Origin of the sequence: Sphaerotilus sp., assembly GCF_034519685.1 — a bacterium.
Classification (GTDB): Bacteria; Pseudomonadota; Gammaproteobacteria; order Burkholderiales; family Burkholderiaceae_C; genus Sphaerotilus.
Genome location: NZ_JAXHOF010000003.1, coordinates 483,117 through 497,311, shown reverse-complemented (window position 1 = coordinate 497,311; position 14,195 = coordinate 483,117). Strand labels below are relative to the sequence as shown.

Here is a 14,195-nt window from a genome sequence, read left to right as displayed (position 1 = left end):
CTCAGACTCCCAGGTCGTGTTGCAGCACCGCGGCGATCTGCTGCGCCGTGGTGCCGTCTCCGAAGGGATTGACCGCGTCCCGCATGGCCTGCAGGCCGGCACTGTCGCCCAGGAGGCGAGAGACGGTCTGGACGATGCGGGCCCGGTCGGTGCCCACGATCACGCCGGCGCCGGCCTCGATCAGCTCGGGCCGCTCGGTGGTGTTGCGCAGCACCAGCACCGGGCAGGACAGCGCGGCCCCTTCTTCCTGGATGCCACCGGAATCGGTCAGCGCCAGCACGCTGCGGTGCAGGCACCAGAGCAGCGCCGGGTATTCCAGCGGCGCGCACAGCGTCAGCCGGCCCTCCAGCCGCCGTGCCTGGTCGCCCAGCGCGGCCTGCACCGCATCGCTCACCGCCGGGTTGCCATGCACCGGCCAGACCACCGCCAGATCCGGGTGGGCATCGAGCAGGTCGGACACCGCGCGGGCGATGTTCTCGATGCCCTCGCCCCAGTTCTCGCGGCGGTGGGCGGTGACGGTGACGAGGCGCCAGTGGCGCTGTTCCAGCCCCTCGCGCAGCAGGTCCAGCTCGGCCGGCAGCACGGCGTGGCCCTCGGCGAGCAGGGACGTGACCCGCGCCGTGCCCGCCAGGGCGGCGTCGACGGCGGTGTTGCCGACGGTGTGGATGGCGGGCGCCTGCACGCCCTCGTTGCGCAGATTGGCCGCCGCCTGGGCGGTCGGCGCGAAATGCCAGTGCGCCAGGCGCGCGGTCAGCTCGCGGTTCATCTCCTCGGGGAAGGGCTCGCGGTGGTTGAAGGTGCGCAGCCCCGCCTCGACATGGCCGACCGGCACGCCCTGGTAGAACGCCGCCTGCGCCGAGGCCAGCGTGCTGGTCGTGTCGCCGTGGACCAGCACGGCGCGGGGCTGCACCTGCTCGAACACGGCCGACAGGCCCTCCAGCAGCAGCGCGTTCAGGTGCGAGAGCTGGCCGTTGCGGCGCTCCAACGTCACCTCGTGCTCGGGCGTGATGCCGAAGAAGGCGTAGAGCGGCTGGGCCATCTCGCGGTGCTGGCCGGTGTGGACCCAAGCCACCGGCAGGCCTTGGCGCCGCAGTGCGTGGTGGACGGGCGCCATCTTGATGATTTCAGGGCGGGTGCCGACGGAGATGAGGATGGGGCGTTGCATGGCGTGGGCAGGGGAGGGAGGGGGATGTGGACAGGCAGGGTCTGAAGCGGCTCAGGGCGGCATGCCGGGGCGGCGCGGCTCCAGCGGGAGGTGCAGGCGCAGGCCGACACCGGCCTTGGCGACGACACGCCACTGGCCGTCCACGGCGTCGACCACGGCTTCGCCGCTGGTGACGACCGGCTGGGCATAGCGGCTGCGCGGCAGCAGCCAGGTCATGCCGTCGAGGGACTGCGGGTGGTGGGCTTCGAGCTGCTGGCTGGGGGTGCTGGCGCTGCGGCTGGAGTCGGTCAGCGTCCAGCGGGTGCGCAGGCGCTGGTTGGCGAACGCGCTGTGGTCGGCCATCGTCGTCCAGCGCAGCTGGCCCTGGTCGGCCAGTGCCTTGCTGGTCTCCAGCCAGCGCTGGAAGGCCTGCGGATACATCACCAGCCCGATCGGGTGGAAATACACCAGCCGCAGCGTGCGCTGCTCGGCGCAGAAGCGGCTGACGTCGCTCAGCCAGGCGGCAACCTCGATTTCAGGCAACTGGTCGGCCTTGGCCTCTTCGAAGGAGGCATAGACGCCGAAGTTCAGCACCGGGTAGGACCAGCTGTCCGGCAGTGGCTGCACGCCGTCCTGGTAGCTGCGGGTCGGGGCCATGCCGGTGTTGCCGGTGAAATAGTAGGAGCGGATGTCGCGCTTGCGCAGCCAGGCGGTGGTCCACGCCGGGTGGTTGCCCACCGGCGCGGAGTATTCGCGCACCGGCCGGCCCCCCACCTCCAGCAGCAGTGCCGAGTTGCGCTCGATCAGCGAGGCCACGACCTCTCGGTCGAGCTTGTCGGCCCGTGCGCCGAACCAGTTGTGGATCCAGCCGCCGTGGCTGCCGATCTCGTGGCCGGCCGCACCCAGGCGGCGCACCCAGTCCTGCGCCTGGGGGTTGTTGCTCAGGTGCATGCCCTTGGCGTCGCCTTCCTCGTTGACGTCGGGGCCGGCGGTGAAATGGATGGAGTACGGGCCTTGCTGGAAGGCGCCCATCTCGGCGGCCCGCTCCAGCGCTGGCAGCGCCTTGAGGTCGTCGACGTGCCAGTTCATCACCACCGCGCCGCGTCCCTGGGGCATCGGCGAGAGCTGCGGCACACCCACCACCCGCTCGGCGAAGAACTGCAGGAAGCTGTGCAGCAGCAGCCCGTCCGTGCGCACCTTGAGCTGCGTCAGCGGCAGGTTGACGAACAGCACCTGCCCGGCACCGTAGCGGTGCAGGCCTGCCACCAGACTGCCATCCGGAGCGTTCATCAGCCGGGTGCCGTCGTAGGAGCCGCGGGTGATGAAGGTGGGGTATTTCAGCTCGCCGTAGATGTAGCCGGCGATCGACAGCGGCTCGGCGGTGTCGGACGCCGCCTGCGCGCTGGTGAACGGGCGGCCCTCGGCACCCCGCACCAGCTTGCCCGGCGGAATGCCCAGCGCCCGGACCTGTGCCGGCTCGACCCAGGCCGGTGCGTCGCGCAGCATCCCGGTCTTGAGTTCACCGTACAGCCCGTAGTGCACCCCGGCCAGGTCGGACAGCCGCGAGCGGTCCTCACGGTAGCGCCCGTCGATGTCCGACAGCCCGGCGTCGTGCACCAGCATCAATGTGTCCCCGGCCCGCACGCGCTCGCGCAGGTGGCCGATCAGCACGTCGCTCATGCGGCGGTGCAGCGTGTCCGGCAGGATGAAGGCCGTGCCCTGCGCCTGCCGGCCGGCACGCATCACCTGCGAGGCGGTCCGGGTCTCCAGGTGGAGGCCCAGCTCCTCGGCGGCGTCCTGCCAGGCCCGCACCGGCACGGGGTCGCTCAGCTCGGCATCCGGCAGCAGCAGCACCAGCTGCTGCACGTTGTCGGGCAGCCGGTCGGCGCGGGCCTGCCACCAGGTGGCCCCGGCCGCGCCGAGCAGCAGGGCGGCCATCAGCACGCGCCCCCAGTTCCAGGTCGCGATCCGGGCCATGGTGCGGGACAGGAAACCGCCGCTCATGCTGCAGCCCTCCCCGGCAGGGCCGACAGCGGTGGCAGCTCGGGCAGATGGTCCTCCGGATCGACATCCGAGTCGATCTGCAAGGCGCCCATGGCATCTCCGCTGGCTCCAGCCCACACGGTGCCGTGCACCACCACGCCGAGGGCGACCTCAATGCGCGGCGCGCAGACCGTGGCGTGCCGCTCGGGCGAGCCGATGGTGCAGCCCGGGCCGAGCACGACCGCGGTCTCCGACACCACCGAGCCGCGCACCTGGCTGCCCGCGCCTACTAGCACGTCGCCCTGCGCCACCACGCTGCCCTCGACCCGCACGCCCGGGCCGAGGCCCAGATCGCCGTAGGCCTTCAGGCTGCCGTCGACCTGGCAGCGCGCGCCCAGTTCCAGGTCACCCTGGCAGACCAGATCGCCGCTCCACTGCCGCAGCGGCGGCACCTTCAGGTCGGCGTTGGCCAGACCGCGGCCGGACACCGGGTTCCAGCGCACGGCCGGACCGAGACCGGCGGGGTCCATCGGATCGAGATCCTCGTCCTGCGGCAGCCCGACCCTGCGCATGTGCTGGCCGGACCAGACGGTGCCGTGCACCACCACGCCCTTGCCGATCTCCACCCGCGGCGCGCGCACGGTGGCGTGCGCACCGGGCACGCCGACCACGCAGCCAGCCCCGAGCACCACCAGCGTCTCGGAGACGATGGACGATCCGACCGTGGTGCCGGCCGCCAGATAGACCTCGCCGCGCGCGATGAGGCCGCCGTGGACGCGGCTGCCGGCGCCGAGGCTCAGCGTGCCGGTCGAGCGCAGGCTGCCTTCGGCTTCGCAGCCCTCGCCCAGCGAGAGGTGGCTGGCGCCGTGCAGGTCGCCACGCCAGCGCCGCAGAGGTGGCACATGCAGCGCATACGGCACGTGGCCTGTGCCACTGGCTGCGTCCCAGCGCACGCCGTCCGTGCTGCCGATCGACCAGCGGCCGTCGGGCGGGACTGGCCAGTCCATCGGCACCTGGCCCGTGAAGCGGATGGCGGGCGCATGCAGCAGGGAGAAGCTCACCTCGCGGCCGAGCATCAGCACCTCTGTGGCGCTGATGCGGGCAGGCAGCTGGCAGTGGTCGCCGATCACCAGGCTCTGCGCATGCGCCCAGCGGATGACCCGCGTGTGCGGCGCCAGGGTGAGCTGCGCGCCGCTGAGCAGCGCGCGGTAGGTGCGGCCTGCCGCGGTGCGCAGTGCGCCGCGGGCGGACATCTCGGCCAGGCAGTGCAGCCGCTCGGGCAGCACGCAGTCGCCATCGGTGTGCCAGATGCGCCGGGTGCGCTGGGTGCGCACTTCCTGGGCATTCAGGGGCCACGGCGCGTGGACGGCATGGGCCGGCAGGTGCACCAGCGGCACGCCGCCCAGCGCGATCAGGCCCTTGTCCAGCGCCGGGCCGATCATCTCCGAGAAGCGCCGGGCGAGGTAGGCCGGCTCCAGGGCGTCGGTCTCGTCGATGGGCAGCGGCGTCACGTCGGTCGGCTTCCACCATTCCCGGAAAGCCGGCAGCAGCGGCAGCAGGATGACGGCCAGCGTGAGCAAGGTCAGCAGCAGCGCGAACTTCATGGCTGTGCCCCCGGTTTTGGCGTGGCGCTGCGGTAGCGGATGGTCTTGTCCCAATGGAAGGTCGAGGTGCCGATGCGGTCGAGCACCATCTGCTCCAGTGCGCCGCGGGCGATCGCCACCGCGCTGACGATGAAGCCCAGCCAGTTGAACGCCAGCAGCCGGATGCGGTTGCGCGAGCGGTCCATGTGCGTGGCCGCGGCGATCTCGAAGAAGGCAGCGAAGTTGCCCAGCGCGCCGTGGGACATGAAGGCCAGCAGCAGCAGGGCCGGCGCGATCCACTGCACCGACACCGTGAAGTACAGCAGCAGGCTCACCACCCAGCCGATGATCAGCACCGGCGCCATGATGTAGACGCCCAGCAGCAGCGCACCATCGATGCGCTCGCGCCAGCTCAGATCGGATTGCCGCAGCAACGCCAGCGTGTGGCGCCACATCGCCTGGTTGTGGCCCTTGGCCCAGCGCTTGATCTGGCGGGTGCGCACGGACCAGTTCTGCGGCACTTCCTCGTAGCACTCGGCGCGGTTCTGGTAGATGGTCTTCCAGCCGCCCAGCAGCAGGCGGTAGGTCAGGTCGGTGTCCTCGGCCAGGACATCGTCGTGCCAGCCGCCCACCGCCTGCAGCGCCGACAGCCGAATCCCGCCCACCGTGCCACCGTACTGCGGCACCAGTCCCAGGTTCATGCGCGCCTGCTGGTCGACCTGGTAGCCGCCCGAGCGCTCCAGGTCGAGCAGCCGCGTCAGCAGGTTGGCGCCGCAGTTCTGCGGGACTACGCGGCCCATCACTGCGCCGACCTCCGGATCGAAGAAGGGTGCCATCAGCCGCCGGATCAGCCCGCGCGAGGGGAGGTAGTCGGCGTCGAAGACGATGATGAATTCGGTGTCCACCGTTTCGGTGGCGTCCTTCAGCGCGGCGGCCTTGCCGGGCTTGCCGTCCACGCGGTGGAAGGGCCGGATGCGCCCCGGGTAGCGGGTGACGACCTCGTCGACGATCTCCCGCGTGCGGTCCTTCGAGCGGTCGTTCACCGGCACCACGAGCATGCGGTCGGCGGGGTAGTCCACGCCCATCAGGTTGACCAGGCAGTCCTCGATCACCGCCTCTTCGTTGTGGGCGGCCACGAAGATGGTCACGCGGGGCCAGTCGGCGCTGACGATGCTGGCGTAGGGGTGGCGCTGGTCGCCGAAGAGCCGGTTCAGCGAGAACCAGTAGTGGCGGAAAGTGTAGGCCGCCAGCAGCAGCACGATGGTCATCATCACCGCCACCAGTGCCCACGCCCAGGCGGCGCCGAGCGGGCTTTCCAGCGAAAGACGCATCCACGCCGATGCGTCCGCCGCCTGCGCGCTGCTGGTGAGCAGCAACAGGCCTGTGCCGTTCGTGCCACATCGAAACAGGGTGCGCAGCGGGCGAAAGTGGGTGGGTGACATGTGCAGTTCGGGGCGATTCGGCCGAGGTGGAGGGAGGACGCTATTGGTGTCTATTTGTAAGATTAACCCGAAATGTGTGACTTTTTGTGAATATGCGGCACCGTCTTAAGTTGTGGAGCACTTGCGCCCGCCCGCTCAACCCTGTTGCAGATCTGGCGTTGGGCTGCGATCGAGGGGCTTGACGGCAGGGCGTGCCTACACTCCGGACTCGTGCACTTCAGGTTCTTCCTGTGCTGCCGATGTCCCGTTGCAGTCAGTCAGCAGCCAGTTCCGCGGAAAGAAGTCCTTGAGCCAATCGACCACCGAACAAGACGGGCACGCGGTGTCCGGCGATACCCGCACAGGTCGCTGGCTCGGGCACGTGCTGGTGCTGGTGGGGTGTGTGGTCACGCTGTACGCCTGGCATGCGATCGCCGGGCGCCTGGCTGCGGATGCGCAGGCCCGCTTCGATGTGTTCGGTGAAGCGCGCGAGCTGCTGTTCGACCGCCATGTGAAGCGTCTGGTCGATGTGGCCCGCAGTTTCCAGGGGCTGTTCCTGGCCAGCGAAGACGTCTCCGGCAAGGAGTTCCGGACGCACTACGAGATCCTCCAGATCCAGGCCAACCTGCCGGAGGTGGTGTCGGTGCGTCTGGACGGCTGGCCCACGCCGGCGCAGGGTCTTGTCACCCGTTTCCGTGAACCCGCCGCCGCCGGCCAGTGGCGCGACCCGGTGGTGGACCGAGACCGTGCGCGCTGGATCGAAGCGTCGCGGGACGGCAACCTCTGTGTCCTGACGCCGCCGCACCACCTGCCGGAGGGGTTCTTGGGCGTCGACATTGGTGTGCCGGTCTACCGGCAGACGGGCGGCCCGGGTGATCCGGGTACGGTCGAGGGGCGCCGCGCGGCGTTCCTGGGCCAGGTGAATGTGGCCATCGACCTGGCACGTCTCGTCGCCACCGTGATGCCGGAAGGCGTCAATCTGCCCTATCGGGTGCGCGTGAGCGACATCGGCACGGTCGACGGCGCCGATCAGTCGGAGACCGTGGTGTACCAAGGTGGCGGTCTTGCACGGGGGGCGGTGACCCCGTGGGAGCGTGCCTGGGCGGTGGTCGTGCCGGACCGGCGCTTCGTGATCGAGGTCGGGCAACGCCTGTGGATGCTCTCGATCCACCAGCCGCCCACCGTGTACGGTCTGCACCCCGAAGCCCTGCTGGTGCTGCTCACGGGTGCGCTGGGCACGCTGTCACTGGCGTTGCTGCTGCGGCACCAGCAGCGCCGGGTCGACCTGTCGGCCAAGGCCGTCCGCTTGAAGGAGCAACAGTCCGCGTTCGATGATGCCCGCCTGCGTGGCGTGATCGACCAGAGCGCCGAGGGCATCATCACCTTCGATGCGCAGGGGGTGCTGCTGGCGGCCAACCCGGCGGCCCTGGCCCTGTTCCGCCGGACCGCGCTGGCCGGACATTCCCTGTTCGATCTGGTCGAGGCCTCCGAGCAGCCGGCTCTGCGGGCGCATCTGGACGGGCTGGCGGGCGCCGGTCCCGCACAGGCCGGCCTGCGCATCGAACTGCGGGCCGTGCGGTCGGACGGCAGCGGCTTTCCGCTCTCGCTGGTCTGCCGGCCGCTGGTGACGGCGTGGGCCCAAGGTGTGTGCCTGGGCATGCTGCGGGACATGAGTGCCGGTCAGCGTGCGGCGGCAGCCATGCGCAAGCTGGCCCAGCACGACGCGCTGACCGGCCTCATCAACCGCGAGGCCTTCCAGCGGCGTCTGGTGCAGGCGCTGGAGGAGCGGCGCCTCAGCGTCGACCGCGGCGTGCCGGCATCCCTGGCGATGATGATCATCGACCTGGACCGTTTCAAGAAGATCAACGAGACCCTGGGCCACCTGGTCGGAGACCGGGTGCTGCTCGAGATCGCGGCCCGCTTGCGTGGCGAGCTTGACGAGGAGACGGTGCTGGCCCGACTCGGGGGAGACGAGTTCGCCGTGCTGCTGATCGCGCCGGATGCCGTGGCCCATGCCGAGCGGGTGGCGCGCCGGATACTCAAGCTGCTGTCTGAGCCGCTGGAGGTCGACGGGCACCGGCTGCGGGTGAGCGGCAGCATCGGCATCACCGGGCTGGCGGCCCACGACAGCATGGCGGGTGTCGATGGCGTGGAGATGATGAGCCAGGCGGATTCCGCCATGTACCTGGCCAAGAATGCCGGTCGCAGCCAGCTGCATGTGCACCGCCGTGAAGACCGCCAGCACTCGCCGGTGCAGCTGCAGCTGGAGGTCGACCTGCACCGTGCCCTGGACAACAGAGAGCTGGAGCTGTATTTCCAGCCCCAGTTCGATTGCCGGACCCGCGCGCTGGTCGGCGCCGAGGCGCTGCTGCGCTGGAACCACCCGAGCCAGGGCATGGTTTCGCCGGCCGAGTTCATTCCGATGGCGGAGGAGTCGGGCCTGATCGTGCCGATCGGGCGCTGGGTGCTGGACGAGGCCTGTCGCCACGCGCATGTCTGGCAGGAGCAGACCGGCCGGCCGCTGTCGGTGGCGGTCAATCTGTCGACCCGGCAGATGGCGGACGACGACATCGTGACGGCCGTGCGCGAGTCGCTTGCCCGGCATGCGCTGCCGGCGCAGTCCCTGGAGCTGGAGATCACCGAGAGCGCGGCCGTCACGGACACCGAACAGGCCCGCGGACTGCTCAACCGTCTGGCCGAGCTGGGGGTCGGTGTCTCGATCGACGATTTCGGGGTGGGGTATTCGAGCCTGTCCTATCTGCGCGATCTGCCGGTGCAGCGCTTCAAGATCGACCGGTCCTTCCTGGTCAATGTGCCGCGCGATGCGGGCAGCTCGCGCCTGGTGAGCGCGATGATTTCCATGGCCCGCAGCCTGGAGGTCGGGCTGGTGGCCGAGGGCGTGGAAACCGAGGACCAGCTCCGGTTCCTGGCCCAGCAGCAGTGCGATGTGGCGCAGGGCTATCTGCTCGGCCGACCGGTGCCTGCAGAGGAATTCCTGCGACGTCTTCGCGACGAATGGCTCATCCGGTGAGCTTAATGGTGCTGTCGTGGCGCATTCCGGCGAGTGTGCAGGAATGCCGCAAATCCATCCAGAAGTAGAAAATAACACCTGATAACATGTCTGAAACCCCGGGAAACAGGGGGTTACGGCCGTGCATTCTTCGGTGTTTGGCGGATATCTGGCTTGCGGTTACCCCATGTTCGGGGGGTGTATCAGGTGTGGCCCAGACGCATCTTCCCGTTACGGTTCGTCCTGTTGGCAACCTCGGATTTTCAAGCATAAATAGCTCGGGTGCTGAGCCACGCAGCCCTGAGAAAACACGGGAACTGGTATGAACAGGAAAATGATCGCGGGAATAGTTGCGGGTTGGGTGGGATTGGCCGCGCCGGCCTGGGCGGCGGGCCATTCGGCAACGGTGACGCTGGACGGTGACTGGTATCTGCAGGCGGGGCAAGTCGTCAACCATTCCGCGCCCGGCATCCTGGTGACGGGGCTGGTGTATGCGATGGGCGCGCAGGAGGACGGTGTGGCGGTCTGGGAAGACTATCTGTCCGATGGACGACGCGAAGACCGCCTGCCCGGCAGCAGCACCCACTATTCGTCACAGGTCTGGACCGGGCTGCAGCTGGAGCACCATGCCACCTGGACCTTCGACGGGCTGGATCTGGACCGCATCGTCCACGCCGCCACCGGCGAGGTCGACAGCCAGAACCTGGACTACGGCGGGACATCGCTGCGCCATGCCTATGTCGAGGTGCACTTCAGTGATGGATTTTCCGGCCGTGCATGGCTGGAGCAGACGGGCTGGGATGTGGGGCAGGTGCTGGTCATCGGGGATGCCGTGCCAGCGGTGCCGGAGCCCGCCTCCGCGCTCATGCTGATGGCCGGTCTCGGCCTGGTGGCGGGGGTCCGGTACCGGACAGGCCGCACCGCCTGAGCGGGCGCGCAGGCGAACGCGGCCCGTGCAGGCTTCAGCCGGCGTTGGCCGGCTCGCCTGCGCCGGCTTGCGGCGGCAGGCCAGCGTCGTTCAGTGCCGGGCCGGCCCCGTCGGCGCCGGGGGCGCTGTCCTCGCGTCCCGGGTTGTTCTTGCGGTTGCGCTTTTCTTCCGTCTTGCGCTTCTTGGCAAGTTCGCGCTGACGTTTTTCGTAGGAATAGTTGGGTGTTGCCATGGCGTGCTGTGCTCCTGAGCGTGGCGTGGACGGGACATCCCCCGGATGAGCCGACGCTGCATCGGCGTCGCGATCCGTGGTCGGAACGCGGCGTCAGCCGGTCGGCCGGCCGCGTGCGAGATGCCGAAAAGTGGCTCGCAGCATAAGGCATCGCCAGCGATCTGATCCGGACATGCTCGACGCGACAACCGGACAGGCGCGGGGACGCCTGCGCCGGCTGCGCACACTATTAGTGCATTTGGGTGCAATGGCTTGTTTTTGGCGACAGTTGGCACTTTTTTGGTGCTTGAAGGAGGCATTTATTTGAATCCAGTCCCTGCAATGTCATGGAAAATTTGGTGCTTCGGGATTACCCTTGAGCGCTTTGACGCGCCATTGACACTGCTCGGTGGCCCACTGGCTCGACTCCGTACCTTTCCGCACATGACTCTCCTGAACAACCCCCACCCTTCGGACATTGCCACCCCTGACGGCGCACTGCAGATCGCGGGCGCCTGCGGCTACCGCCTCGACGCAGACCAGATCACGCTCTGGGCGGAGGTTGGCGGCGGGCCTGCGGAGGTGTGGCTGATGCTGTGGGCGCAGCCCGTCGAGGCGGCCGAGACCGCGCCGCGCATCCTGGTCGCACAGGTCCACTCGACCTTCCCGGGGTCTGCGAATGGCGCCACGGCGAGGATCGAGGGGGTGGCCTCTGCGGCGGTGCCGTCGGGTGTGTCGGACTGGCGGATGGTGATGACGCTGTCGGCTGTCGAGGCCGACGGGCAGCTGTCCGTGCACGACGAGCAGGTCTTTGCGCAGACGCAGTCGTTCCTGCAGCCAACGCTCGTGCTCGACCGGCCGCTGCTGGCGCATCCTGTCGGTGTGGCGCTGGAACTCGACAGGGTCGCGGTCAGCAACCCCCGTGCAGCGGACAACCTCAGCGGCAGTCTTTGCCTGGAGCTGTGGGCGCTGGGGCAGCCTTACACCGGCGGGGCGTTTGCCGGGGAGTGCCTCGGGCGTGTCGAGGTGGGGCAACTTGGCGGGCAGGCGGCTTGCGAGGGGCTGGCTGGTGCCTGGTCGGCACCGACGGATCCGGCTGCCGCGCTGGTGCTGATGCTGCGGGAATGGACGCAGGACGGGTTGCTGACCCGCGATCACCGCCCCGTGGTGCTCGCCGCCCCGGCGCCAGCACCAGCACCAGCGCTGGCACCGGTTGCCACTGTCGCTGCGGCCAAGCCCAAGGCCCGCAATGCGCACCTGCTGAACGTGAACCTGGCGACCGAGGCGCAACTGGTCGCCATCGATGGTCTCAACCGCTCGCTGGCCAAGGCGGTGGTTGCCGCGCGCCCGTTCGCCTCGATCGACGAGCTGCTGGACATCAACGGCGTGGGCGAGAAGCGCCTGGCGCGCATGCGCCGGCACCTCTGCGTCTGAGCTGCTTCTGAGCCAGTGGCGGTGGGTGACCGCCGCTTCGGAAGGTGAATGCAGGCCGTGCTGGCGGTGTGGGCGCTGACAGAAGACAATCGAGGGTTGATTTCTTCACGCATCGAGAGCCCCGCCTTGGCCGCCACCCTGACCGCCCCCGCCATGCCCCGCGCCCTGAAAGCCCTCAACGGCTACCGCCCGTACTGGGCCAAGCGCTTCGGTGTGGCCAAGTTCCTGCCGATGAGCCGCGCCGAGATGGAGCAGCTCGGCTGGGACTCCTGCGACATCGTGCTGGTGACCGGCGACGCCTACGTCGACCACCCGAGCTTCGGCATGGCGGTGATCGGCCGGATGCTGGAGGCGCAGGGCTTTCGCGTCGGCATCATCGCCCAGCCCGACTGGCAGAGCGCCGAGCCGTTCAAGGCGCTCGGCAAGCCGAACCTGTTCTTCGGCGTCACCGCCGGCAACATGGATTCGATGATCAACCGCTACACCGCCGACCGCAAGATCCGCAGCGACGACGCCTACACCCCCGGCGGCCTCGGCGGCAAGCGGCCGGACCGCAGCTCGCTGGTCTACGCCCAGCGCTGCCGCGAAGCGTGGAACGAGGTGCCGATCGTGCTCGGCGGCATCGAGGCCTCGCTGCGCCGCATCGCGCACTACGACTACTGGCAGGACAAGGTCCGCCGCTCGATCCTGGTGGACTCGAAGGCCGACCTGCTGCTCTACGGCAACGCCGAGCGCGCCATCGTCGAGATCGCCCACCGCCTGGCCGCGCGCGAGCCGGTCGAGCAGATCACCGACGTGCGCGGCACCGCCTTCATGCGTCGCACCGGCGATCCGTCGGCCGAGGGCTGGTTCGAGCTGAACTCGTCCGAGGTGGACCTGCCGGGCCGCATCGACGCGCACATCAACCCCTACCAGACCACCGCCGAACAAGCCGAGGCCCAGGGCACGACCTGCGCCAAGGATGACGGGCAGGGCGCGTCGGCCGCCGCCGCGCTGCCGGACGGCGCCCAGCCGATCCGCTTCATCCCGATCGCCCGCGCCGCCGGCCGCGTGCAACTGCCGCCGCGCGAGCGCACCGTGGTTCGCCTGCCGGCCTACGAGCAGGTCAAGAGCGACCCGGTCCTCTACGCCCACGCCAACCGCGTGCTGCACCTGGAGACCAATCCCGGCAACGCCCGCGCGCTGGTGCAGCGCCACGGTGAGCGCGACGCCTGGATCAACCCTCCGCCCATCCCGCTGACCACGGCCGAGATGGACTTGGTGTTCGACCTGCCCTACGCCCGCAGCCCGCACCCGAGCTACGCCGACGAGCACGGCGGCCACGACGGCGCGACCAAGATCCCCGCCTGGGAGATGATCCGCTTCAGCGTGAACATCATGCGCGGCTGCTTCGGTGGCTGCACCTTCTGCTCGATCACCGAGCACGAGGGCCGCATCATCCAGAGCCGCTCCGAGGACTCGGTGATCCGTGAGATCGAGGACATCCGCGACCGTGTGAAGGGCTTCACCGGCGTCATCTCCGACCTCGGCGGGCCGACGGCGAACATGTACCGCATCGGCTGCAAGTCGCCCGAGATCGAGGCGGCCTGCCGCAAGCCGAGCTGCGTCTACCCCGGCATCTGCTCGAACCTGAACACCGACCACGACCCGCTGATCCAGATGTACCGCCGGGCGCGCGCACTGCGTGGCGTGAAGAAGATCCTGATCGGCTCGGGCCTGCGCTACGACCTGGCGATCCGCTCGCCCGAGTACATCAAGGAGCTGGTCACGCACCACGTCGGCGGCTACCTGAAGATCGCGCCGGAGCACACCGAGGGCGGCCCGCTGTCCAAGATGATGAAGCCGGGCATCGGCACCTACGACCGCTTCAAGCAGCTGTTCGAGAAGTTCAGCGAAGAGGCTGGCAAGAAGCAGTTCCTGATCCCGTACTTCATCGCCGCCCACCCCGGCACCAGCGACGAGGACATGATGAACCTGGCCGTCTGGCTGAAGAAGAACGGTTTCCGCGCCGACCAGGTGCAGACCTTCTACCCGAGCCCGATGGCCACCGCGACGGCGATGTACCACTCCGGCTTCAACCCGCTCAAGGGCCTGAGCCGCGAGGCGGGCCGTGCCGAGAAGGTGGACATCGTGCGCGGTGACCGCCGCCGCCGACTGCACAAGGCTTTCCTGCGCTACCACGATGCGAACAACTGGCCGCTGCTGCGCGAGGCGCTCGCCGAGATGGGCCGCGCCGACCTGATCGGCAACGGCAAGCACCACCTGATCCCGACCTACCAGCCCACCACCGACGGCAGCTACCAGAGCGCACGGCGCAAGAATTCGACGCCGGTCGGCATCAAGACCTCGGTCGCCAAGCCGGCGGGCAAGGCGAAGATCGTCGTGCCGGGCGCGGGTCGCATCCTGACGCAGCACACGGGCCTGCCCCCGCGGGTCACCGGCAGCGCCAAGCCCGGCCCCAAGAAGGGACGTTGAGCCTTG

The 14,195-nt window shown here is 69.2% G+C and carries 9 protein-coding genes; 4 read left to right on the top strand and 5 right to left on the bottom strand.

Annotation, left to right across the window (positions count from 1 at the left end; all coding sequences use genetic code 11):
- Position 1: 1 nt before the first annotated feature.
- The 4 genes from wecB to U5O44_RS05785 are packed head-to-tail and all read right to left on the bottom strand — an operon-like array spanning position 2 to position 6,152.
- Complete coding sequence (wecB, locus tag U5O44_RS05800; RefSeq protein WP_322587512.1) at positions 2-1,165, bottom strand: non-hydrolyzing UDP-N-acetylglucosamine 2-epimerase; 1,164 nt, start codon at positions 1,163-1,165, stop codon at positions 2-4.
- Positions 1,166-1,216: 51 nt separating this feature from the next.
- The gene (locus U5O44_RS05795; protein ID WP_322587511.1) at positions 1,217-3,148 is read right to left on the bottom strand and encodes a polysaccharide deacetylase family protein; all 1,932 of its coding nucleotides are present in this window, start codon (positions 3,146-3,148) and stop codon (positions 1,217-1,219) included.
- Complete coding sequence (locus U5O44_RS05790; RefSeq protein ID WP_322587510.1) at positions 3,145-4,731, bottom strand: polymer-forming cytoskeletal protein; 1,587 nt, start codon at positions 4,729-4,731, stop codon at positions 3,145-3,147. The genes U5O44_RS05795 and U5O44_RS05790 overlap by 4 nt, the downstream gene beginning before the upstream one ends.
- On the bottom strand, positions 4,728-6,152 hold the full coding sequence (locus tag U5O44_RS05785) for a glycosyltransferase family 2 protein (protein ID WP_322587509.1): 1,425 nt from the start codon (positions 6,150-6,152) through the stop codon (positions 4,728-4,730). The genes U5O44_RS05790 and U5O44_RS05785 overlap by 4 nt, the downstream gene beginning before the upstream one ends.
- A gap of 286 nt (positions 6,153-6,438) precedes the next feature.
- Here U5O44_RS05785 and U5O44_RS05780 point away from each other — a divergent pair, with 286 nt between their 5' ends.
- Together U5O44_RS05780 and U5O44_RS05775 are read left to right on the top strand one after the other, a co-directional pair.
- Positions 6,439-9,162: a bifunctional diguanylate cyclase/phosphodiesterase gene (locus tag U5O44_RS05780; RefSeq protein WP_322587508.1), complete on the top strand. Its 2,724-nt coding sequence runs from the start codon at positions 6,439-6,441 to the stop codon at positions 9,160-9,162.
- Positions 9,163-9,463: 301 nt separating this feature from the next.
- A complete protein-coding gene (locus U5O44_RS05775) occupies positions 9,464-10,069 on the top strand; it encodes a PEP-CTERM sorting domain-containing protein (RefSeq protein ID WP_322587507.1) in 606 nt (201 codons plus the stop codon).
- Positions 10,070-10,103: 34 nt separating this feature from the next.
- On the opposite strand, the gene U5O44_RS05770 is transcribed toward U5O44_RS05775, so the two are convergent.
- Complete coding sequence (locus tag U5O44_RS05770; protein WP_322587506.1) at positions 10,104-10,301, bottom strand: hypothetical protein; 198 nt, start codon at positions 10,299-10,301, stop codon at positions 10,104-10,106.
- A 423-nt stretch (positions 10,302-10,724) separates the two neighbouring features.
- Here U5O44_RS05770 and U5O44_RS05765 point away from each other — a divergent pair, with 423 nt between their 5' ends.
- Positions 10,725-11,714 carry a ComEA family DNA-binding protein gene (locus tag U5O44_RS05765; RefSeq protein WP_322587505.1) on the top strand — a complete coding sequence of 330 codons (990 nt, stop codon included), beginning with the start codon at positions 10,725-10,727 and terminating at the stop codon, positions 11,712-11,714.
- A 153-nt stretch (positions 11,715-11,867) separates the two neighbouring features.
- Entirely contained in the window at positions 11,868-14,189 is a 2,322-nt protein-coding gene (locus tag U5O44_RS05760) for a YgiQ family radical SAM protein (protein WP_322588474.1), read from the top strand.
- Positions 14,190-14,195 lie beyond the last annotated feature (6 nt).

What these genes read in the sequence shown, in the direction of transcription:
- U5O44_RS05790 (WP_322587510.1), bottom strand. Translation starts at nt 4,731, where the DNA reads ATGAAGTTCGCGCTGCTGCTGACCTTGCTCACGCTGGCCGTCATCCTG.
- U5O44_RS05765 (WP_322587505.1), top strand. Translation starts at nt 10,725, where the DNA reads ATGACTCTCCTGAACAACCCCCACCCTTCGGACATTGCCACCCCTGAC.
- wecB (WP_322587512.1), bottom strand. Translation starts at nt 1,165, where the DNA reads ATGCAACGCCCCATCCTCATCTCCGTCGGCACCCGCCCTGAAATCATC.
- U5O44_RS05775 (WP_322587507.1), top strand. Translation starts at nt 9,464, where the DNA reads ATGAACAGGAAAATGATCGCGGGAATAGTTGCGGGTTGGGTGGGATTG.
- U5O44_RS05770 (WP_322587506.1), bottom strand. Translation starts at nt 10,301, where the DNA reads ATGGCAACACCCAACTATTCCTACGAAAAACGTCAGCGCGAACTTGCC.
- U5O44_RS05785 (WP_322587509.1), bottom strand. Translation starts at nt 6,152, where the DNA reads ATGTCACCCACCCACTTTCGCCCGCTGCGCACCCTGTTTCGATGTGGC.
- U5O44_RS05795 (WP_322587511.1), bottom strand. Translation starts at nt 3,148, where the DNA reads ATGAGCGGCGGTTTCCTGTCCCGCACCATGGCCCGGATCGCGACCTGG.
- U5O44_RS05760 (WP_322588474.1), top strand. Translation starts at nt 11,868, where the DNA reads ATGCCCCGCGCCCTGAAAGCCCTCAACGGCTACCGCCCGTACTGGGCC.